This is a genomic window from Enterococcus sp. DIV0755b (assembly GCF_051713765.1).
In the GTDB taxonomy this organism is placed as follows: Bacteria; Bacillota; Bacilli; order Lactobacillales; family Enterococcaceae; genus Enterococcus_C; species Enterococcus_C canintestini.
In genome coordinates, this window is the sequence record NZ_JBIOQN010000001.1 from 228,647 (window position 1) to 251,046 (window position 22,400).

Below are 22,400 nucleotides of genomic sequence, written 5' to 3' on the forward strand. Positions count from 1 at the left end.
CTTATTCAGCTTCGAAAATTGTAATTTCTTTTGATTCTTCAGTTAAAGTAACGATCGCTTTACGACGTTTCTTTGTGTATCCTGCATATTTGCCCATGCGTTTGAATTTAGGACGCACGTTCACGATATTAACGTTTTTCACTTTAACACCGTCAAAAGCAGCTTCAACTGCTTGTTTTACTAAAGTTTTGTTCGCTTTTGTGTCCACTTCGAAAGTGTATTTCTTATCATCCATGGCAAGCATAGATTTTTCAGTGATCACTGGGCGTTTGATAACGTCTAGTAAGTTCATTATGCAAGCACCTCCTCAATTTGAGTCAGAGCAGCTTGAGTTGCTAACATTTTATCGCTTGAAACTACATCCAATACAGATACGTTGTTAGAAGTAACAACCGATACGTTTGGTAAGTTACGAGCTGATAAAGCAGCAAAGTCGTTGTCTGCTTCAAGTACAACTAATACTTTAGTATCAACTGACAAGTTTGCTAAAACTTGTTTGAATTCTTTTGTTTTTGGTGCGTCAAAGCTTAATGCATCAACTGCAACCAATTTATTTTCAGCAACTTTTTCTGATAAAACAGATTTCATTGCTAAGCGACGAACTTTTTTAGGAAGTTTGTAGCTGTATGAACGTGGAGTTGGTCCAAAGACAACGCCACCGCCACGCCATTGTGGTGAACGGATTGAACCTTGACGAGCACGACCAGTTCCTTTTTGGCGCCATGGTTTACGGCCACCGCCTCGAACTGCGCTACGGTTTTTCACAGCGTGTGTTCCTTGTCGTAATGAAGCGCGTTGCATGATGATTGCATCGTAGACAACACTTTCATTTGGTTCAATTCCGAAGATTTCTTCGTTTAATGTGATTTCGCCATTTTGGCTACCATCTTGTTTAAATAATGCAATATTCGGCATTCCTAAGTTCCTCCTTCCTTAAGTTTACTTATTTTGCTTTCACAGCAGATTTAATAGTAATCAATGATTTCTTCGCGCCAGGAACGTTACCTTTAATTAGGATTACGTTACGTTCAGCATCAACACGAACAACTTCCAAGTTTTGGATTGTTACGCGGTTGCCACCCATGCGGCCTGCTAAACGTTTGCCTTTAAATACTCGGTTAGGTGCTACAGGACCCATTGAACCAGGACGACGGTGATAACGAGAACCGTGAGCCATTGGTCCGCGGCTTTGGCCGTGACGTTTGATTACGCCTTGGAATCCTTTACCTTTAGTTGTACCAGTTACATCGATGATATCCCCAGCTTCGAAAATATCAACTTTGATTTCTGATCCTACTTCTAAGCCCTCTAGCTCAACATCCTTGAATTCGCGAATGAAGCGCTTAGGAGCCGTGTTTGCTTTTGCAACATGACCTTGCGCAGGTTTGTTTGATAAAACTTCACGCATATCTTGGTAACCGACTTGAACTGCTTCATAGCCGTCGTTTTCCACTGTTTTAAGTTGTAATACTACGTTTGGAGTAGCTTCGACAACAGTTACAGGTACTAACTCACCAGATTCAGTGAAGATTTGAGTCATTCCCACTTTTTTCCCTAAGATTCCTTTGGTCATGATTACACCTCCATCTTAATTTGATTAATTATAGTTTGATTTCAATGTTAACGCCGCTTGGCAAGTCTAGCTTCATTAAAGCATCAACTGTCTTCGGTGTTGGATTCACAATGTCGATTAGACGTTTGTGAGTACGCATTTCGAATTGTTCGCGAGAATCTTTGTATTTATGAGTCGCACGAATAATTGTGTACAAGCTGCGTTCTGTTGGTAATGGAATTGGACCTGACACAGAAGCTCCAGTTCTTTTTGCAGTTTCCACGATTTTATCCGCTGATTGATCTAAAATACGATGTTCATACGCTTTTAAACGGATACGAATTTTTTGTTTTGCCATTGTTTTCCCTCCTTCGCCTATTTTGAAAAGTAGACATAGCTCCACGAAAATTTCCGTCACGCTCGTCCATGGCAAAGCGTCCGGGCGTGTCGCAACCTCTCGTTTCGTAGCCGGCAGAATAAAAGCTTATCCTACCAGTGCATTTCACGTTTTTGTAAGCAGCACCTTTATGATTATAGTATATCTCACCTATGATAGCAAGCATTTTTTATTGATTTCACGCACTTTTTGTCTACTTTATATTGTAAAGGGTTTCATTTTTTGTAGCTAAAAAGCAGCGACAAAATTTGCCGCTGCTTTTTAGATTGTCCTATTTCTTCTAAAAATTTTTGTTACTGACTAATTTTTAGCCGTTAATTAATTTAGCCCGAATTTTATTGGATACAACTTCGACGATTAAAATTAAAACGATTAAACCAATTAAAATCGAACCGACTTGATTCCACTTGTAGCCGTTGATGGCAAACATTAATGGTGAGCCAATACCACCGGCACCCACTAAACCTAAAATTGTCGCATCCCGTAAATTCATATCAAAACGATAAATTGTAATGGAAACAAAGTTACTAATTAACTGTGGCAAAATGCCAAACCGAATTTTGTCAAAGGTTGTCGCTCCAATTGAAGTCATCGATTCCAAGACACCCGTATCAATGGTTTCAATCGCATCCACATATAAACGCGAAACCATCCCAATTGAGGTCACAGACATTGTCATCACCCCAGCAAAAGGACCTGTTCCAGTTACCCGCACGAACATTAGTCCATAAACTAATGCCGGCACTGTCCGAATAATGACAACTAAAAAACGCGTAATTACATAAACTGGTTTTGGCATAATACTTGGTGACATTAAAAAGGCAATCGGAATTGAGAAGATTGAACCCAAAATCGTGCCTAAAAAACCAATACAAATTGTTTCAAAAAGTAAATAAGCCACCCCAGTGTTGGAAAAGTCAAACAAGAAATTTAAATCCAGCGTTACAATTCCTTTTAAAATATTTAACGCCACTTGGGAACCATCGGTACTGGTTTTATTAATTTTGATGGCAGTTAGTGACCAGATGAACATCCCCACTACAATTAAAGCGATAGTGGCATACTGGATTTTCTTATTGGGCTCTTTTGCCAATTGTTTTTCTACTAATGTATTCATGGCGTCCCCCTATTTTAATTTCTGACGCAAGTATTCACTTAGCATCTCGATCAACGCAACTGTTACAATTAACATCATTAAAATAGAACCTACGCTGGCATAATCACGCCAACCTAGTCGTTCATTTAACAATAAACCTAAACCGCCGGCACCAACATAACCTAAAATTGAAGCATAGCGGACGTTTCCTTCAAAACAGAAAATTGAAGTTGATAAGTAGTTTGGCAAAATTTCTGGCAAAATACTATAACGAAATGCTTGCATTTTAGTTAAGCCAAACGATTCCATCGCTTCAAAAGTGCGCATATCAATAGTTTCAATTTGTTCGTACATGATTTTACCCACATAAGAAATCGTAAAGATAAAGATTGCAATCGTTCCGGCAAACGCGCCTAAACCTAAAATAAATGTCGCAATTAACGCTACTACTAATGTTGGTAAAGTCCGCAAGACACTTAAAATGAATTTGAAGATACCTGCGACAAAACGATTTTTGACGATATTAATAGAAGATAAAACTGCAAAAGGAATCGCTAAAAGTGAGCCAATGATAGAACCTAATAAAGACATTTTAATCGTTTCTAGCAATGGTCCAAAAACGCGATCCATGTATTTCCAGTTGGGCGGAATCATATCGCCGATAATGACGAAGAATTGTTTACTTCTTAAAATTAAAGTACTAAAAGAAAAGTTCGTTACATCTGCTGCCACAAACATAAAGACAACAGTAATAAAAATATAAATAGGCAAAAATGACCGTTTACTTGTCACTTGTTTGCCGTTACTTAAAGTTAATGTCTTTTTAAACAAGCTGACCACCTACGCTTCCACAGGTTGATTTTTGCCGTAAATTTCATCCAAAATACTTTGGTCGACGACATCAGTTGGGCCATCGTAGACGATTTCCCCTTGGCGAATCCCGATAACGCGATCACAGTATTCTAAGGCTAATTCTACGTGGTGAATATTTAGTAAAATAGACACATTCATTTCACGATTAATCCGACGCAAATCTTCCATTACAGATTTTGCTGTCACCGGATCAAGAGAAGCGACTGGTTCATCGGCCAAAATAATCCCTGGTTTGCGCGCTAGCGTCCGTGCTAGAGCTACCCGCTGTTGTTGCCCACCAGAAAGCTGGTCTACCCGTGTATATGCTTTATCCAAAATCCCCACATTATCCAATGCTTCTAAGGCACGAATTTTGTCTTCTTTTGGAAAAACACCAAGGACCCGACGCCATAAAGGCATGTCTGGTACAGAAGAAACCAAAACATTTTTCAAAACTGTTGAGCGTGTAACTAGATTAAATGATTGGAAAATCATCCCAATATTTTTGCGAAATTCACGAATTTCTTTGCCTTTTAATTGGCTTACATTGACATCATTGACTAACAAAGTACCTGAATTAATATCGTGCATGCGGTTAATGCAGCGAATAAGGGTTGATTTTCCGGCACCGGAAAGACCGATAATGGCTACAAATTCACCTTGTTGGATTTCTAAATTAATGTCTTTTAGTGCAACTGTACCGTTAGGATAAACTTTTTGCACATCTTCAAATTTAATCATTGCTGTATCCTTTCACACTGAAGTTTTAATTACTATTGTCGAAAAAAAATCCCTTCCCACAATAAGACGAAATTTTAAGCTTACTAACCATCGTGATACGATATGCGAGGTAAAAGCTTTTACCTCCTAAATTTTAAAATTTCGGCTTATCCTGCAAAGTGTTCAATCATTCATACAAAAAAGCAAGAGATTGTGACAGAAGTGATCAGCTTCAAGAAATAAGACGGAATTCCCGAAAATTGTTTTTCAAATTTTGGGAAATTCCGTCTTATTTCCGAAGAAGCTGCTTCTGTCAACCGTTTATTCGGAAATAGGAGGTGTGACAAGACTTTTGTCACAACCTCTGTTTTTCTGTTTTTAAAACTAATTGTGATTATTCACTAATTTTTTTGATTAATTCTTGCGCTTTTTTCTCATCGTCGTAATCAGAAGCTTTGGCTTCTTTGTAACCTTCATGGTTATAAATGCTGATTACTTTTTTACCTTCTTCTGTTTTACCAATTTCAATGAAGGCTTTACTTAAAGCTTTTTTCAAGCCTGCATCCATGTTTGGTGCATTTTTGCTGACGCTGATAGTATCGTTATAAATTGGGTCTGTTACACCGATTACGTTTGTTTCAGACCAGATATCATTTTTACGACCAAATTCTTTTGTCCAAGTGTCGACATAGTCTAAGCGCGCATCTGCATAAGCCATTACCACGTCAATTTGACCTGCTGCTAAACGGGCAAATGAACTTGCGTATGAATCAGATTGAACCGCATCTTTTAAGTCTAACAATGTTTTATCGTAGTTTTTGTTCATCCATAAGGTTGGATAGATGTAACCTGCTGAAGATGAAGAGTTAGCCATTGCCCAAGAAGCGCTGTTTAGATCATCCCAAGTTAATTTTTCACCTGCGTTGACTTTTTTAGCTAAAGCTTGGCCTTTTGCTGAAGGTCCTGCAATAATTAAAGCGCGGTAATAAGCCACTTGTTCGTCTGTGTTTTTAGTTGGTTTTTCATCGTTCCAAACTTTGGCATCGTCTGAATCAATTGACAAACCTTTTCGTGTTGCAGTTAACAATACATCTGTTCCATCTTCATATAAAACGTATGTCCCACCAGGAATGAAACCAACATCAAGCGTACCAGAAGACAATGATTCACCGACTGCTTCATAGCTTGTACCAACTGAGATGTCGACATTTTCGATGTTATAGCCTTCTTTTTTCATTTGGTCTTTCAAAAGATTTTTCAAAGGTTCTGTAGCGGTTACGATTTCGTCTGCATCCCGTGAAGGTACAAAACCAATCGTTAATTTTTCCAACTTAATGTTACCGTCGGCATCTTTTTCACCTTTGCTATCGTTTGAAGAAGAACTACCACAGCCAGCTAGTAAAAGCATTGCCGCTGCACTGGCCAAACCCACTTTCAAAACTTTTTTAAACATAATATCCTCCCATAATGAATAACTACAGCACAGATTTCACTGCGAACAAATAATAACATAATTTATACCCCTTGAAAAGACGAATATTTCTAAAAAAGGCAGGGAATTTATCTAGTTTTTAGGTAAATAATACTTGAAAGAATTTTTGGGCTCTTAACCTTAAGAAATGAAATTATTCCGCCTAATAATTGAAAATAAAAAACACTTTTCATAATTTGATGCAAAGCCAACAGCCAATTTCCCACTCTTTTTTCTACCCAAAGCCGAACATTATTCTAATAACTATAAAAAAAGTGTGACAAAAGCAGTTTTTGTCCTACCTTTTGTTTACAAAAAAAGAGGCGTGACCAGACTTTTGTCACACCTCCTAACAAACAATCTAGCGCCTATCAGCGCTAATTTTTAAACAAAAGAACGTTTCATCGTGCTCACAAGCGCTTTTTTCAACGGAAAATATACCAACGCTACAATAACCACTGTCAATGTAACATTAATTAAAGTCGCAGGTAATTTCGTTAATGCACCGGCAAAAGCAGCTTGAAAATCCGCACCGGCAATCAACAACATCACCATGTTTTTAATTTGGGTCATCAAAAGTTTCGCAATTGCAGTTACCACGCCAATGACAACTACTTGCCAAATTGCAGTTGGTTTTTTCTTAAAAATAAGCAGTGCACCATAGGCCGCAGCCCCAACAATAAAACTTTCCAAAATAAAATAAGGCGCTTCTGTGGCGTAACCATTTAATAAATCAAAGATAAAAAAGCCCAATCCGCCAGCAAGAGATCCTTTTAGATAACCTAATAACAAAACAGCCAACAACAAGACGGCATTGCCCAAATGAACGAACGCCCCCGTTGGTAAGGGAATTTTAATGGTGGTACCAATAACAGTCAACGCGGTAAAAAGCGCCACTAAGACCAGCGCTTGAATAGAAGATTGTTTTCTCACTGTGTCACCGCCATTCGTTTTTCCGCTTGATTATACGCACCATGCCAAACATGCCCCACATAAGAATTAATTTGTAGACCTTCTTTAATTGCTGCGGCGACAAATTGTTTGGCCATACTGACAGCCCGATTTACCGGCGCTCCTTTTGCAACACCAGCAGTTACAGCAGCCGCAAAGGTACAACCAGCACCGTGATTGTAGTCGGTTTGATACAATTCATTTTCCAAAGTAACAAAATCAGTCCCATCGTAAAACACATCGATCGCTTTATCTTCTTTTAAACGATGTCCCCCTTTTACAATGACATTTTTAGCCCCTTGTTGATAAATTGCCCGCGCAGCTTTTTGCATATCCGCTACACTGGTTAAATCTCCCAATTCCGATAAAATCCCTGCTTCCACTAAATTAGGAGTAGTGATAGTCGCTAGCGGTAATAGATATTTTTTCAATGCTGCAACCACTTGCGGTTGTAATATCTGCGCTGTTCCCTTACAAGCAATCACAGGATCTACGACGATATTGGCTACTTTTTTATCAGCTAAAAAATCAACTGTAGCTAAGATATTGGCTTCATTACCCATCATTCCCGTTTTTAAAGCGGCCATTTCTTCACCGGCAAAAGCAGAAATCAATTGTTTGACTAATAAATCTGCCGGCAGTTCCGTAACTTCGTGAGACCAACCTGTTGCAGGATCCATCGTGACGATGGCAGTAATACTCGCAAAGCCAAAGACACCGTATTCTTCAAAGGTTTTTAAATCTGCTTCTAAGCCGGCACCACCGGTAGAATCAGAACCTGCAATCGTTAAAACTTTTTTCATTGAAACACTCCTTTTTGTCCGAATAATTGCAAAAACTCGTTTTAAGTATAAAACTTCCCGCCCTTGACGAAAACGACCAATTGGTTTATTTTGAAACCAACCAATCATTTTAGAGCTGATACTGTCGATGAAAATCGCTACTATAAAGTGATTTTTCTATTAAAAGGAGCCCCCATGACTTTAAATCGTAAAAGTAAAACACCTTTATTTCAGCAATTAATGGAAATCATTATCGCTGAAATTGAATCAGGTAAACTGGCCCCAGGCGATCGCTTAATGCCTGAACGTAGAATGGCCGCTTTTTATCAAGTTAATCGTTCCACCGTCAATCACGCATTAGAAGAACTTACTAGTCTAGGGTGGCTAATACGCAAACAAGGTAGTGGAACAGAAGTCGCTAAAGGACGCTGGGGGTCGCGCCAGGCGCCTCAATTTCAGTGGCAACATTTACTTACTACCCGTAATCAACCAGACCCTTATATTAAAGAACAAAATAGGCTGAAAAAAAATCCTGCGACGCTGGACTTTGCTAGCGGGGAGCTACCACCAGATTTAATTCCTGATTTTAAATTTCCCGCTTTAACGTGGGATCAAATTATAAAGGAAGAAAAAAATTTAACCGTCACGGGCTATACGCCACTAAAAGATACCATCACAAAAAAACTAGCCCAAAAATTTCATCTTCCTTTAGAAAATCAAGACTTGCTAATTACCGCCGGGTCCACCCAAGCAATCTCTTTAATTTTGCAAACACTTTTACAACCCGGAGATGTTATCGCCACTGAGGATCCGTCCTTTTTATTTGCACTCCCTCTCTTTCAATCTCTCGGGTTACGGTTACAAGGAATTGCGACTGACCAAGAAGGGATCATGCCCAAAGAATTGGAAAAGCAAATTTTGGCAAAAAAAGTAAAACTCTTATACTTAAATCCAACTTTTCAAAATCCAACCAGTCGCTGTCTTTCCTATGAACGGCGGATAAAAATTATTGAAATCTGTCGCAAATATTATGTTCCCATCATTGAAGATGATATATTCGGCGAGCTGAATTTTTCTACCCCAATCCCAAAGCTAAAAGAAATTGCACCGGAGCAAGTACTTTATTTGGGCTCACTATCCAAAATTTTTGGATCAAGCATCAAAATCGGGTGGCTACTGGCCCCCACAAATTTAATTCAGAGTTTGGCTAACACAAAAAAAATATTGGATAACGAAACCAATTTATTTAGTCAAATAGTGGCCAATTTTGCTTTAAATAATCAGGAGTACGATGAGGAGCACACTCAATTACTCCATAATCTCAAAATGAGAAGCGACTTGTTATGCCAAACCTTTGCCCCTTTTAAAGCTGACTGGCAGTTTACAGAAATTAAAGGGGGACTTTATTATTGGTTCACTTGGCAACATCAAAATTTAAGCAGAAAAGATTGGCAGCTTTTTTTAAAGGAAAATTTACTCGTAGCGCCTTCTTTTTTCTTTAGTAATGATACAATGTCAATGAGAATAAATTACACCAGTTTGACCCCAAGTAAAGCGACTGCTTTAGCAAAAAAAATCGCAGGAATTACGCAAATACTCCTGACACAGCCTACGCTTTAAAGCCGTCACTTTGGTAAAAGGAGGAAAAAAATGAATGACGTGATTGCACTATTAAAAAACCATCGCACTTATCGAAATTTCGCTGAAAATTACGAGCTGACAGATGAAGAATTAGAGGCGATTTTATCCGCCAGTAGACAGGCTCCTTCTTGGATGAACGGCCAAGCCTACTCCATTATTGTGGTGAAAGATAAAGCACTGCGGGAAAAACTAGTGGCAATAAACCCAACTAACCCCCACATGCTCCACAGTTCCGTCTTTTTACTTTTTGTAGCTGATTTAAAACGAACGCAAATGGTAGCAAGAAAAGAACAGGTTGCTTATGAAATTACAGATAGTTTGAATCCTTTGATTATTGCCACAACAGATGCCAGTTTAGCATTGCAAAATGCCGTCATCGCCACTGAAGCTTTAGGATTAGGAAGTGTCATTGTGGGAAGTGTGCGCAATCAAATTGAAGCAGTCAGCAAACTTTTTAATCTACCTGATTATATTTATCCCGTCGCTGGACTTAGTATCGGTAAGCCGACTGTTGAAATGCAAATTAAACCCCGTTTGCCCCAACAAGCCGTTATTCATTATGATACCTATAAAGAATATGATTACCAACTAATTGAAGACTACGACAAAACGATGAAAAAATTCGGTGAAGCACGGGAAACAAAACTTTGGACGAAAAAATTCGCAGATTACTACAGCGTTAGCAGCGATAAAAGTTTTAACGATTACCTAAAAAATCAAAAACTACTTTAGCCCTAACCAACGCACCTCTTGATTTCAAGCGTCTTTAGCCTAATATGTAATACAAAAAACACCGACACAATTACTAAAGCTTTTAATTAAGCGGCTCTAGTAATTGTGCGGTGTTTTTTATTGCTAAAAAAGAGGTTGTAACAGTTCCCTGTTACAACCTCAAGTTAAGTTCAAGAATTATTTTTCGATTGCAGTAACAACGCCTGAACCAACAGTACGTCCGCCTTCACGGATTGAGAAACGAGTACCGTCTTCGATCGCGATTGGGTGGATTAATTCAACGTCCATAGTTACGTTATCGCCAGGCATAACCATTTCAGTACCTTCTGGTAATTCAACAACGCCTGTTACGTCAGTTGTACGGAAGTAGAATTGTGGGCGGTAGTTAGTGAAGAATGGAGTATGACGTCCACCTTCTTCTTTAGTTAAAACGTAAACTTCTGCTGAGAATTTTGTATGTGGAGTGATTGAACCTGGTTTTGATAATACTTGACCACGTTGGATATCTTCACGAGCCACACCACGTAATAATGCACCAATGTTGTCGCCAGCTTCAGCGTAATCCAACAATTTACGGAACATTTCAACACCTGTTACAGTAGTTTTAGCTGTTTCTTCAGCGATACCTACGATTTCAACTTCGTCACCAACGCGAACTTGTCCACGTTCAACACGACCAGTTGCAACAGTACCACGACCAGTGATTGAGAATACGTCTTCGACTGGCATCATGAATGGTTTGTCAGTATCACGAACTGGAGTTGGGATGTATTCGTCAACTGCAGCCATTAATTCTAAGATTTTTTCTTCGTATGAAGCGTCGCCTTCTAAAGCTTTCAAAGCTGAACCTGCGATAACTGGAGTGTCGTCGCCTGGGAAGTCGTATTCTGACAATAAGTCACGAACTTCCATTTCAACTAATTCTAATAATTCTTCGTCGTCTACCATGTCCATTTTGTTCAAGAATACGACGATGTAAGGAACACCAACGTTACGTGACAATAGGATGTGTTCACGAGTTTGAGGCATAGGACCATCAGCAGCAGATACTACTAAGATCGCGCCGTCCATTTGAGCAGCACCAGTGATCATGTTTTTAACGTAGTCCGCGTGTCCTGGGCAGTCAACGTGAGCGTAGTGACGGTTTTCAGTTTCATACTCAACGTGAGCAGTTGAAATTGTGATACCGCGTTCGCGTTCTTCAGGTGCACCATCAATTTGATCGTAAGCAGAAGCTTGTGCTAGACCTTTTTTAGATAATACAGTTGTAATTGCAGCTGTAAGAGTAGTTTTACCATGGTCAACGTGTCCGATAGTACCGATGTTTACATGGGGTTTAGAACGGTCAAATTTTTCTTTTGCCATTTTAAAATGTTCCTCCTAAAAATACGTAATAGTTTTTATTTTTTGATAGGTAAACTGCCGTGTACGGCAGTTTGCCCTTATCATCGTTAACATTGTACACGAATTTTTTAAAAAAATATAGCTCTTTTAAAAAAATCCTAATCATCAAAAATTATTCAGCTTTACCGCCGTTTTTCTTGATAATTTCTTCTTGAATAGATTTTGGCACATCTTCATAGTGGTCAAATACCATCATGAAAGTACCGCGACCTTGTGTAGCTGAACGCAATGTTGTTGCGTAACCAAACATTTCTGCTAACGGAACGATAGCATTAACGATTTGAGAGTTACCGTGTGCTTCCATACCTTCAACACGACCACGACGAGCAGTTACATGACCCATAATATCACCTAAGTAATCTTCTGGAACAGTAATTGTAACTTTCATCATTGGTTCTAAGATTGCAGGTTTTGCTTTTTTGGCTGCAGCGCGCAATGCCATAGAAGCAGCAACACGGAAGGCAGTTTCACTTGAATCGACATCATGGTAAGAACCGTCGTAAAGTTTTGCTTTAATATCTACTAATGGATAACCAGCTAAGACACCATTTTCCATTGCATCTACTAAACCTTTTTCAACTGCTGGGATGTATTCACGAGGAACCACACCACCGACGATGGCGTTTTCGAATTCGAAACCGGCACCTTCTTCGTTTGGCGTAAATTCAATCCATACGTGACCGTATTGACCTTTACCACCAGACTGACGTACAAACTTACCTTCTGCTTCAGTAGCAGCACGGAAAGTTTCACGATAAGAAACTTGAGGAGCACCAACGTTCGCTTCAACTTTAAATTCACGACGCATACGGTCAACTAAGACGTCTAAGTGCAATTCACCCATCCCTGAGATAACTGTTTCACCAGTTTCAACGTTTGTTTCAACGCGGAATGATGGATCTTCTTCTGCAAGTTTTTGTAATGCAATCCCCATTTTATCTTGGTCAGCTTTTGATTTAGGTTCAACAGCGACTTGGATAACTGGGTCAGGGAATTCAATTGATTCTAAGATTACTGGAGAATCTAAGGCACAAAGAGTGTCCCCTGTTGTTGTATCTTTCAAGCCAACCGCAGCAGCGATATCACCGGAATAAACGCGGTCGATTTCGTTACGTGTGTTCGCGTGCATTTGTAAGATACGTCCGATTCGTTCTTTTTTATCTTTAGAAGCGTTCAATACATATGAACCACTTTCCAAGATACCAGAATAAACACGGAAGAAAGTTAAACGACCTACGAATGGGTCAGTCATAACTTTAAATGCTAATGAAGCAAAAGGTGCTTCGTCGTCAGCTGGACGAGTTGTTTCTTCGTCAGTTTTTGGATCGATCCCTTTGATTGCTTCTACATCTAATGGTGAAGGCAAGTAGTCAAGAACTGCATCCAACATTAATTGAACCCCTTTGTTTTTGAAGGCTGAACCAGCCATTACAGGGAAGAATTCAACGTTGATTGTTGCTTGACGGATACCAGCTTTTAATTCAGCTTCAGTAATTTCTTCGCCATCTAGGTATTTCATCATTAAATCTTCATCAGTTTCAGCTACTGCTTCGACTAATTTTTCGCGCCATTCTTGCGCTTGTTCTAGGTATTCTTCAGGAATTTCAGTTTCTTGAATTTCTGTACCTAAGTCGTTTGTGTAGATTTCAGCTTTCATTGTCACAAGGTCAATGATACCTGTGAAATCTTCTTCTGAACCAATTGGTAATTGGATTGGATGCGCATTTGCGCCCAAACGATCATGTAAAGTAGAAACTGAGTACAAGAAGTCTGCACCAATTTTATCCATTTTGTTACAGAATACAACACGTGGTACGCGGTATTCTGTAGCTTGACGCCAAACTGTTTCAGTTTGTGGTTCAACCCCTGATTGAGAGTCAAGGACGGTAACAGCACCATCTAATACACGCAATGAACGTTGTACTTCAATTGTGAAGTCTACGTGTCCTGGTGTGTCGATGATGTTGACACGGTAACCTTTCCACTGAGCAGTTGTCGCAGCAGAAGTGATAGTGATACCACGTTCTTGTTCTTGTTCCATCCAGTCCATTTGTGAAGCACCTTCGTGGGTTTCACCAATTTTATGGATTTTACCTGTATAATAAAGGATACGTTCAGTCGTAGTAGTTTTACCTGCATCGACGTGAGCCATGATACCAATATTACGAGTTTTTTCTAACGAAAATTCTCTAGCCATTTCTTGCTTGTGCTCCTCTCTTTAAAAAGCGGCAAAAGAAATCTTTTGCTCGCTTATTTGTAACAATCGAATTGTCTTTTTTGCAAGAACAAAAAAGATCTTACCAACGATAGTGGGCAAAAGCACGGTTGGCTTCAGCCATTTTGTGTGTGTCTTCACGTTTTTTCACAGAAGCACCAGTGTTGTTAGCTGCATCCATGATTTCTTTTGCAAGACGTTCTTCCATTGTGTGTTCTCCACGCAAACGTGCGTAGTTTACAACCCAACGTAAGCCTAAAGTTGTACGACGTTCAGGACGAACTTCAACTGGGACTTGGTAGTTAGAACCACCGACACGGCGAGCTTTAACTTCTAAGACAGGCATGATATTTTTCATTGCTTGTTCAAAGACTTCTAATGGATCATTACCAGTAGATTCTTTAATAATGTCAAAAGCATTATAGATAATATTTGCAGCAATCCCGCGTTTGCCATCAACCATAACACGGTTGATTAAACGGGTTACTAATTTTGAGTTATACATAGGATCTGGTAAAACATCGCGTTTTGCAACTGGACCTTTACGAGGCATCCGTAACTCCTCCTTTACGTAGTCATTTTGTATTGTGTTTATATAGTCTGTAAACTAGATTAAGCTTTAGGACGTTTTGTACCGTATTTAGAACGAGATTGTTTACGGTCGTTAACGCCAGCTGTATCTAATGCACCACGAACGATATGGTAACGTACCCCTGGTAAGTCTTTTACACGTCCACCACGTAATAAAACAACGCTGTGTTCTTGTAAGTTGTGGCCGATACCTGGGATATAAGCTGTTACTTCGATCAAGTTAGACAAACGAACACGGGCATATTTACGCAAAGCTGAGTTCGGTTTTTTTGGTGTCATTGTACCCACACGAGTGGCAACCCCACGTTTTTGCGGAGAGTTCACATTCGTTTGAGCTTTTTTGAAACTGTTATATCCTTTGTTCAATGCTGGTGAATTTGATTTTTCAACCTTGGATTTACGAGGTTTACGTACTAATTGGTTAATTGTAGGCATCCCTTGTTTTCCTCCTTCCTTGATTCGCCTTTTCTAGCTCCACACATCCAGGTGGTTCTTTTTCGGCGATAAAAAATAATGCAGCCTTGTGCATAATCGTCAGTTGTACTTTTCTTACAGTCAGCACGTCTGTTTTAAGAGACCTGTAGACAAAGCACCTTTGTTAGAATAGCATGATTGAAATAACGTGTCAACAAAAACCCCAATATTTTTTGCAGTCATTATAGTTTTTATAAAGCTTCGTCTTTAATCAACAGTCCTATGACAGAATATCATTTTTGTTCCCACCCCGAAAGAAAAGACATTATAGTTTTTTTAACTGTAAAAGAAAGGCAAGAAGGCTATCATTTCTTAAAAAAAAGCTTTAAAATAAACTCAAAATCAGTTTGTAAAGGAGCACGAAATAACGATGGATTTAAAAGAAATGGTCGGAAAAGAAGCTTGCAAACATATAAAAAACGGGATGACAGTCGGTCTTGGAACTGGTTCAACAGCCTATCATATGGTAGCAGAAGTAGGTCGCATGATAAAAGAAGAAAATTTGACAATTACAGGGGTCACGACTTCCACCCAAACCTTAATCCAAGCTCGTGAGTTGGGAATTCCATTAGCTTCAATTGATGAAGTCGATCACATCGACATCACCATTGATGGCGCAGATGAAATCGATCCAAACTTTCTGGGAATTAAAGGCGGCGGCGCTGCTCTTTTATATGAAAAAATTGTGGCAACTTATTCAGATAAAGTGATTTGGATTGTCGATGAATCTAAAATGGTACCACAATTAGGCAAGTTTCCCTTACCAGTTGAAGTGATTCCTTTTGGCAGCCAACAAATCTTTAATATTTTAGAAAAACGCGGTTACCGTCCAACTTTCCGCAAAACCAGCGATGGCGAATTTTTACACACGGATAGTGGTAACTATATTATTGACCTTCACCTAGAAGCCATAACAGATCCTCACGCCCTAGCCGAAGAATTAATTCACATGACAGGGGTCGTGGAACATGGTTTGTTTTTAGATATGACAAACTTTGTCATCGTCGGTGAAAAAGAAGGTCCTAAAACACTGATTAATCCAGCATTAGAAAAATAATTAACCAATAGCGGCGGTATGAAGAGGCGTGACAAAATTTTGTCACGCCTCCTATTTTCGAATAAAGGTTGTGACAGAAGCAGCTTCTATCACAACCTCTTTTTGCAAATCTACGGTGTTAGAATAATAATTTATTCTTACCTAGGCCAAACATAAGCCAAAATTTTTGAAATTTTAAGCAGCAATTAAAAAAATTTCTTCTTTTTTCTTACAACTGACCACTTGTTCCCACCGCTTTTTTTCTCCATCAAGAGTATCTTATCAACAACTTATCTCATCACATCTTTTACCTGCAATTTTTAAGACTATAGATCCTTGTAATTTTCACTCTTTAGTTTTTTTGATTTTTTTGCAAGAAACGGTACCATTTTCACGGAGTTTATGCTACATTTTTCTTAATGAAAATGAAGACTGAGAGGATTTATCATGACAATTTTTGGCTATGCTCGGACAACAATCAACGACAATGATTTAGATTCCCAATTGAAGTCTTTGACTGACTATGGTTGTGCAACAATTTTTCAAGATACTTTTGAACAAAAATATCACGAAGAAAATCATGCGGATTTAGACACTGTGATTGCACAAATGCAACAAGGAGACGCTTTGGTGGTGTCTGATTTGCATCGCTTGGGACGTTCTACGCGTCAATTGACAGAATTAACTAGTTTATTTAAAAAGCGTAACCTTCATTTAGTCAGTTTGACTGAAGGTATCGATACTCGTAGCGAAATGGGCGATATTTACTTTAATTTAATGGAAGGTTTAGCCCAAATGGAATGTGCGCTAATTAAAGAGCGGACCTTAGTTGGCTTAAACAAAGCTCGCCAAAAGGGAAAAATTGGCGGTCGTCCTAAAATTGATATGAAGACCGTCAAAAAAATTCGCCAACTTTATTACGATAAAAAAGAAACAATCCAATTCATTTCTTCCAAGTGTGGTGTATCAGTGGGAACTTGCTATAAATACATTAATTTAGCTCCTGATGAATTGGCAAAAATTACAAATTAAAATGACGTACAGCAGCCTATTCTCACCTGAGAAACAAGTTGCTGTGCCTTTTTTTAGTGGCAAAATGAACCAAAACAGTGTACAATATGGAAGGAATTGAAAATTTCAGAAACCAAATGACAAAGGAGAGTTATTCATGCCAAAATTAGTATTTTCTCGTCACGGTTTGAGCGAATGGAATGCATTAAACCAATTTACTGGTTGGGTTGACGTAGACCTAGCTCCAGAAGGTGTTGAAGAAGCAAAAGAAGGCGGCCGCAAAATTAAAGAAGCCGGCATCGAATTCGATATCGCTTATACTTCTGTATTAAAACGCGCTATCAAAACTTGTAACTATATCTTAGAAGAATCTGACCAATTGTGGGTACCACAAATTAAATCATGGCGCTTAAACGAACGTCATTACGGTGCATTACAAGGTTTGAACAAAAAAGAAACCGCTGAAAAATACGGTGACGAACAAGTTCACATCTGGCGTCGTTCATACGACACATTACCTCCATTATTGGATGCAACTGATCCTGGTTCTGCTGCAAACGATCGTCGTTATGCAATGTTAGACCCTCGTGACGTACCTGGTGGGGAAAACTTAAAAGTTACTTTAGAACGCGCATTACCATTCTGGCAAGATGAAATTGCCCCTGCATTAAAAGATAACAAAACTGTTTTAGTTGCAGCTCATGGTAATTCATTACGCGCTTTGGCAAAACACATTGAAGGAATCTCTGATGATGACATCATGGATCTTGAAATTCCAACTGGCCAACCACTTGTTTATGAATTAAACGACGATTTAACAGTAGCGAAAAAATACTACTTATAATTAGCAATAAAAATAAGGTATGACAAGACTCTTGTCATACCTTATTTTTTTGAATAAACGACGGTCCAAAAGCAACTGCTACTTACATAAGCTAAAATTTTGCCAAAACCTGAATAGCAATTTTTCTTAAAATTCCCTCTTACTGCTTGAAGCAGAACACTTCTGTCACAATTACTTTTATTTCAACATGCTAGCAAAATGTGCCATTGCTTCTTTTACTTCTGTTTGATATTCAGGCGCAATTAAAGGCAGCAACTTTTCTCTTACATTCGTAAATTCTTCAGTTGTAAATTCATCAGTGGCTAATTTGGCAAAAGCATCGACTAAAATTGCTTCGATTTTCTCTTCATTGCCTTTAACGGCACGTTCTTTGATGAAGTTTAAAAACATTTCTTGTTCTTTTAACATCGCAATTACTCCTTTTTACAGATAGTTTTGTTCTGTCATGCTCGCTTGATAAATTTTAACAACATCTTCCACTTGTAATGGTACAAAAGCATCGGTGGCAATTTTACTATAAGCTACAGCCTGTTGGGCCATTTCTTCAAATTTACTCTCATCTTTAATGCCAACTTCAGGTAACGTCATTGGAATCTGGCAATCTTTGAAATAATCATAAGTTTTTTGAATCGCCATGCGGGCAGCCATCATCGGTACTGTTTCGGTAATTCCCCATACGTTACGACCGTATTGGGCAAATTGGGGTGCGTTTTCTTCATTTAAAACGTGATGCATCCAACGCGGCGTTAAAATTGCCAAACCAATCCCGTGAGTAATATCATAAAAAGCACTCAATTCATGCTCCATCGCATGACAAGACCACGTTCCGCCTTTACCACTACCAGTTAAACCGTTTAAAGCTAAGGTGCTCGCCCACATCAAGTTAGCTCGGGCATCATAATCATCTGGTGTTTCTAAAGCAATTGGACAATTTTTAGTAACTGTCCGCATTAATCCTTCACTGATACCATCTTGAACATCGGTTGCTGGTGTATTGTTGAAATAATTTTCAAACAAGTGACTCATAATATCGGCTGAACCAGCAGCTGTTTGATATTTGCTGACAGTATACGTATTTTGAGGATCTAAAAAGGAAACTTTTGGCAATAGATTTTTACCACCCATACCTAATTTTTGGTTGGTTTGCCAGTTAGTAATCACTGCACCGCGATTCATTTCACTACCGGTGGCAGCGAGCGTCAAAATGGTTACAATCGGTAAAGCAGGCCCATCATAACTTCTTTTTTCAATTACAGCCCACGGTTCCAAATCAGGACTACCATAAACCGCAGCTACTGCTTTGGCACAATCAATCGTTGAACCACCACCAACTGCTAAAATAACATCCACTTCATTTTCAGCACAAAGTTTAGCACCTTTTGCAACTGTTTCAATTCGCGGATTTGGTTCCACACCAGCTAGTTCAATGATAGTAAAATCACGCAACTCTTTTAAAACACGGTCATACAAACCATTTTTCTTAATACTACCACCACCGTAGACCAGTAAAACGGTCTTGCCAAATTCTGTCAAAACAGGCGCTAATTCTTCAAGCCGATCTTTCCCAAAACGAATATCCGTTCCAACTTGAAATGTAAAATTATTCACTGACGTCACTCCCTTAAAAATTAATTGATACTTTTACTTTAACGCGAAGTTTAAATAAAAGAAAGCCCGGGCTCCTCTATCTACAAAAAGAAGAGCCACTAAAGAAATGTCTTCTTTAATAGCTCTTTTTTCTTAATCTTTAATTGCTGTTTCTAAGCCGACTTCAATCATATCATTAAAGGTTACTTGGCGTTCTTCAGCAGTTGTTTCTTCACCGGTAATCATGTGGTCACTTACCGTGCAAATAGCTAACGCTTTAACGTGGAATTTAGCCGCTAAATAATAAAGTGCCGCTGCTTCCATTTCCACACCTAAGATTCCCATATCAGCTAAGGCAAATGTTTCAGTTAAATCATCTTTATAAAAAGTATCTTCTGATAAAATATTCCCAACGTGAGTCGTAAAACCTTTGGCTTGGGCGATTTCATAAGAATTTTTCAATAGTTCAAAATCAGCAATTGGCGCATAATGAAACGATTGAAAGTTCTTTTGGACAATCGAAGAGCTGGTGGTAGCAGCTTGGGCAATAATTAAATCTCTGACGTGTACATCTTCTGATAAAGCGCCACAAGTTCCTACTCGAATCAATTTTTTCACACCATAAGAGTTGATTAACTCATGGGCATAAATACTCGCAGAAGGCATCCCCATCCCTGTTCCTTGAACAGAAACACGTTCTCCTTTATAAATTCCGGTATAGCCTAACATGCCCCGCACATTATTATAGCAAATGGGATCTTCTAAAAATGTTTCGGCAATATATTTGGCCCGTAACGGATCTCCTGGTAACAAAATTTTATCGGCAATTTCACCGGCTTGTGCTTCAATATGAACGCTCATGAATAACTTCCTTTCTGGGTAAATGTCAGTTTAACTTTTTTATAACTGGGCTAATGTTTCTTTTACTAAAGCTTTGAATTCTGCTTTCACACGTTCAGTGGTTTCGACAACTTCTTCGTGGTTCAGATTTTTTTGCATTCCAGCAGCCAGATTAGTGATACAAGATATCCCTAAAACTTTCAAACCACTGTGGGCGGCAACGATTACTTCTGGCACAGTAGACATCCCTACCGCATCTGCTCCTATCGTACGAGCAAAACGAATTTCAGCAGGTGTTTCATAAGTTGGACCAGAAAAACCCATATATACGCCTTCTTTTAAATGCAACCCAGAAGCTTTGGCTACTTCTTTAGCAACTGTCATATATTCAGGTGAATAAGCTTGGCTCATATCTGGAAAGCGCGGTCCCAATGTATCTTCATTTGGGCCAATTAAAGGGTTTGCCCCCATAAAGTTAATGTGGTCAGTAATTAACATTAAATCACCAGGCGCAAATGTTTCATTTACTCCACCACAGGCATTGGTCACAATGACTGAATGCGCATCTAGTGCTTTCATGACCCGCACAGGATAAGTCACTGTTTGCATTGCGTTTCCTTCATAATAATGGAAACGTCCTTGCATCGCTAATACTTTTTTACCGGCTAACTGGCCATAAACTAATTGTCCTGCATGACCGACAACCGTGGAAATGGGAAAATGCGGAATTTCATTATATGGAATGACTACCGGATTTTCGATTTCTTCGGCCAATTCTCCTAAACCAGAACCTAAGATTAAGCCAAATTCAACGTCTTTTACCCCTTGTTCTTTAATAAAATCAGTTGTTTCTTTTAATTGTGCTAAAATCGCTGTCATAAAGACCTCCACTAAATAAAATTTAAATAAGCGGTTTGTTTTCTTACACGCTTAAAATAAGCTAGTTGCTAAAAATACGTTTGTTAACTATCACTAAGCAAAAAAACTATTTTAAAGCGGCTAAGAAACTTTTGCCATTTTCTGTCGCAGGAACCGCAAAGTTTTCTGCAATAGTTGCCGCAATATCTGCATAAAAACCTTGCGGCAAAGCGCCTTGTCCTTGCATTTTTTTACTGTAAGCTAACAATGGTACATATTCTCGTGTATGGTCAGTTCCTGAAAAAGTCGGGTCATTGCCGTGATCAGCGGTAATTAACAACAAATCATCTTCAGCTAGATTGTCTAAAATTTCTGGAATCCGCAAATCAAAATCTTCAATCGCATGAGCATAACCGACAACATCACGACGATGACCATATAATGCATCAAAATCAACTAAGTTTGTAAAACTTAAACCGGTAAAGTCTTTTTTCATTACCGTTAATAATTGATCGACGCCATCCATATTGCTCTTAGTGCGAATCGCTTCTGTAATCCCTTGACCATTAAAGATATCATTAATTTTACCAACGGCAATTACATCTTTGCCATTATCTTTTAGTGAATCCAACACCGTTTTTCCAAAAGGATCTAAGGCGTAGTCATGACGATTGCTAGTGCGGGTGAAATTACCTGGTTCGCCAACATAAGGTCGGGCGATAATGCGGCCAATCATATAAGGTTCATCTTTGGTAATATCCCGTGTAAACTGGCAAATACGATACAATTCTTCTAAAGGAATGATTTCTTCGTGAGCTGCGATTTGTAATACCGGATCAGCTGACGTATAAACAATCAAGTCTCCTGTTTTCATTTGATGTTCGCCGTAATCGTTAATTACTTCTGTCCCAGAATAAGGTTTGTTGCAGACAACTTTACGACCAGAAAAATCTTCAATTTGTTTTAATAATTCATCAGGAAAGCCATTAGGAAAAACACGAAAAGGCTTTTTAATATTTAGTCCCATAATTTCCCAATGACCTGTCATTGTGTCTTTACCAACAGAAATTTCTTCTAATTTTGTCGCATAGCCTTGGTGGTCTTTTTCATCTTTTACACCGGCTAGTGGGCGAATGCTGCCTAAGCCCAATTGTTCCAAATGAGGAATAGTTAAACCAGCTTCTTTAGCAATGTGTCCTAATGTATCGGCACCGACATCACCAAATTTTTCAGCATCTGGCGCTTCACCAATTCCAACTGAATCCATGACGATTAAATGTACACGTTTAAACATTTTATTCCCTACTTTCTATAATTTTAAGTTATCTCTATCTTACTAGATAGTT

Annotated in this window: 24 protein-coding genes; 5 read left to right on the forward strand and 19 right to left on the reverse strand. The window is 38.8% G+C overall.

Features of this window, described 5'->3' with window-relative positions; genetic code table 11:
* Position 1: 1 nt before the first annotated feature.
* The 10 genes from IGI65_RS01265 to thiD form a co-directional block, all read right to left on the reverse strand.
* Positions 2-292: a 50S ribosomal protein L23 gene (locus IGI65_RS01265; protein WP_016173521.1), complete on the reverse strand. Its 291-nt coding sequence runs from the start codon at positions 290-292 to the stop codon at positions 2-4.
* Positions 292-915 carry a 50S ribosomal protein L4 gene (gene rplD / locus IGI65_RS01270; RefSeq protein WP_071864215.1) on the reverse strand — a complete coding sequence of 208 codons (624 nt, stop codon included), beginning with the start codon at positions 913-915 and terminating at the stop codon, positions 292-294. Before rplD ends, IGI65_RS01265 begins: the two co-directional genes overlap by 1 nt.
* 28 nt (positions 916-943) lie before the next feature.
* Positions 944-1,573 (reverse strand): 50S ribosomal protein L3, encoded by a 630-nt coding sequence (gene rplC / locus IGI65_RS01275; RefSeq protein WP_016173519.1) that lies wholly within the window; start codon positions 1,571-1,573, stop codon positions 944-946.
* 28 nt (positions 1,574-1,601) lie between these two features.
* Positions 1,602-1,910: a 30S ribosomal protein S10 gene (rpsJ, locus tag IGI65_RS01280; RefSeq protein WP_002290443.1), complete on the reverse strand. Its 309-nt coding sequence runs from the start codon at positions 1,908-1,910 to the stop codon at positions 1,602-1,604.
* A gap of 346 nt (positions 1,911-2,256) precedes the next feature.
* Complete coding sequence (phnE, locus tag IGI65_RS01285) at positions 2,257-3,066, reverse strand: phosphonate ABC transporter, permease protein PhnE (protein ID WP_438772987.1); 810 nt, start codon at positions 3,064-3,066, stop codon at positions 2,257-2,259.
* A gap of 9 nt (positions 3,067-3,075) precedes the next feature.
* A complete protein-coding gene (gene phnE, locus IGI65_RS01290) occupies positions 3,076-3,876 on the reverse strand; it encodes a phosphonate ABC transporter, permease protein PhnE (RefSeq protein ID WP_095006491.1) in 801 nt (266 codons plus the stop codon).
* Between the two features lie 9 nt (positions 3,877-3,885).
* Positions 3,886-4,638, reverse strand: coding sequence for a phosphonate ABC transporter ATP-binding protein (gene phnC, locus IGI65_RS01295; protein WP_412259432.1), 753 nt, complete (start codon positions 4,636-4,638; stop codon positions 3,886-3,888).
* Positions 4,639-5,011: 373 nt separating this feature from the next.
* Complete coding sequence (locus IGI65_RS01300; RefSeq protein WP_438772988.1) at positions 5,012-6,070, reverse strand: phosphate/phosphite/phosphonate ABC transporter substrate-binding protein; 1,059 nt, start codon at positions 6,068-6,070, stop codon at positions 5,012-5,014.
* Positions 6,071-6,472: 402 nt separating this feature from the next.
* Positions 6,473-7,021 carry an ECF transporter S component gene (locus IGI65_RS01305; RefSeq protein WP_438772989.1) on the reverse strand — a complete coding sequence of 183 codons (549 nt, stop codon included), beginning with the start codon at positions 7,019-7,021 and terminating at the stop codon, positions 6,473-6,475.
* On the reverse strand, positions 7,018-7,842 hold the full coding sequence (gene thiD, locus IGI65_RS01310; RefSeq protein ID WP_438772990.1) for a bifunctional hydroxymethylpyrimidine kinase/phosphomethylpyrimidine kinase: 825 nt from the start codon (positions 7,840-7,842) through the stop codon (positions 7,018-7,020). Before thiD ends, IGI65_RS01305 begins: the two co-directional genes overlap by 4 nt.
* Before the next feature lie 174 nt (positions 7,843-8,016).
* Here thiD and IGI65_RS01315 point away from each other — a divergent pair, with 174 nt between their 5' ends.
* Positions 8,017-9,441 carry a PLP-dependent aminotransferase family protein gene (locus IGI65_RS01315; RefSeq protein WP_438772991.1) on the forward strand — a complete coding sequence of 475 codons (1,425 nt, stop codon included), beginning with the start codon at positions 8,017-8,019 and terminating at the stop codon, positions 9,439-9,441.
* 30 nt (positions 9,442-9,471) lie between these two features.
* Positions 9,472-10,194: an NADPH-dependent oxidoreductase gene (locus IGI65_RS01320; RefSeq protein WP_438772992.1), complete on the forward strand. Its 723-nt coding sequence runs from the start codon at positions 9,472-9,474 to the stop codon at positions 10,192-10,194.
* A 177-nt stretch (positions 10,195-10,371) separates the two neighbouring features.
* On the opposite strand, the gene tuf is transcribed toward IGI65_RS01320, so the two are convergent.
* From tuf to rpsL, 4 genes are all read right to left on the reverse strand, one after another.
* Positions 10,372-11,559 (reverse strand): elongation factor Tu, encoded by a 1,188-nt coding sequence (gene tuf / locus IGI65_RS01325; RefSeq protein ID WP_071864207.1) that lies wholly within the window; start codon positions 11,557-11,559, stop codon positions 10,372-10,374.
* Positions 11,560-11,710: 151 nt separating this feature from the next.
* On the reverse strand, positions 11,711-13,795 hold the full coding sequence (gene fusA / locus IGI65_RS01330; protein WP_071864206.1) for an elongation factor G: 2,085 nt from the start codon (positions 13,793-13,795) through the stop codon (positions 11,711-11,713).
* A gap of 100 nt (positions 13,796-13,895) precedes the next feature.
* Complete coding sequence (gene rpsG / locus IGI65_RS01335; RefSeq protein WP_071864205.1) at positions 13,896-14,366, reverse strand: 30S ribosomal protein S7; 471 nt, start codon at positions 14,364-14,366, stop codon at positions 13,896-13,898.
* Positions 14,367-14,425: 59 nt separating this feature from the next.
* A complete protein-coding gene (rpsL, locus tag IGI65_RS01340; protein WP_003127956.1) occupies positions 14,426-14,839 on the reverse strand; it encodes a 30S ribosomal protein S12 in 414 nt (137 codons plus the stop codon).
* 409 nt (positions 14,840-15,248) lie between these two features.
* Here rpsL and rpiA point away from each other — a divergent pair, with 409 nt between their 5' ends.
* The 3 genes from rpiA to IGI65_RS01355 all read left to right on the forward strand — a co-directional run bounded on the left by rpiA (position 15,249) and on the right by IGI65_RS01355 (position 17,769).
* Positions 15,249-15,935 carry a ribose-5-phosphate isomerase RpiA gene (rpiA, locus tag IGI65_RS01345; protein ID WP_438772993.1) on the forward strand — a complete coding sequence of 229 codons (687 nt, stop codon included), beginning with the start codon at positions 15,249-15,251 and terminating at the stop codon, positions 15,933-15,935.
* Positions 15,936-16,361: 426 nt separating this feature from the next.
* Positions 16,362-16,946, forward strand: a complete 585-nt coding sequence (locus IGI65_RS01350) for a recombinase family protein (protein WP_071864046.1) — start codon at positions 16,362-16,364, stop codon at positions 16,944-16,946.
* Between the two features lie 136 nt (positions 16,947-17,082).
* The gene (locus IGI65_RS01355) at positions 17,083-17,769 is read left to right on the forward strand and encodes a 2,3-diphosphoglycerate-dependent phosphoglycerate mutase (protein ID WP_071864047.1); all 687 of its coding nucleotides are present in this window, start codon (positions 17,083-17,085) and stop codon (positions 17,767-17,769) included.
* Between the two features lie 177 nt (positions 17,770-17,946).
* Here IGI65_RS01355 and IGI65_RS01360 read toward each other — a convergent pair whose 3' ends face one another.
* The 5 genes from IGI65_RS01360 to deoB all read right to left on the reverse strand — a co-directional run bounded on the left by IGI65_RS01360 (position 17,947) and on the right by deoB (position 22,348).
* On the reverse strand, positions 17,947-18,177 hold the full coding sequence (locus IGI65_RS01360) for a hypothetical protein (RefSeq protein WP_438772994.1): 231 nt from the start codon (positions 18,175-18,177) through the stop codon (positions 17,947-17,949).
* A 15-nt stretch (positions 18,178-18,192) separates the two neighbouring features.
* Positions 18,193-19,377 (reverse strand): iron-containing alcohol dehydrogenase, encoded by a 1,185-nt coding sequence (locus IGI65_RS01365; RefSeq protein WP_438772995.1) that lies wholly within the window; start codon positions 19,375-19,377, stop codon positions 18,193-18,195.
* 132 nt (positions 19,378-19,509) lie between these two features.
* Positions 19,510-20,217, reverse strand: coding sequence for a purine-nucleoside phosphorylase (gene deoD / locus IGI65_RS01370; RefSeq protein ID WP_071864050.1), 708 nt, complete (start codon positions 20,215-20,217; stop codon positions 19,510-19,512).
* 39 nt (positions 20,218-20,256) lie between these two features.
* Positions 20,257-21,075 (reverse strand): purine-nucleoside phosphorylase, encoded by an 819-nt coding sequence (locus IGI65_RS01375; RefSeq protein ID WP_438772996.1) that lies wholly within the window; start codon positions 21,073-21,075, stop codon positions 20,257-20,259.
* 106 nt (positions 21,076-21,181) lie between these two features.
* Entirely contained in the window at positions 21,182-22,348 is a 1,167-nt protein-coding gene (gene deoB / locus IGI65_RS01380) for a phosphopentomutase (RefSeq protein ID WP_071864052.1), read from the reverse strand.
* Between the last annotated feature and the right edge of the window lie 52 nt (positions 22,349-22,400).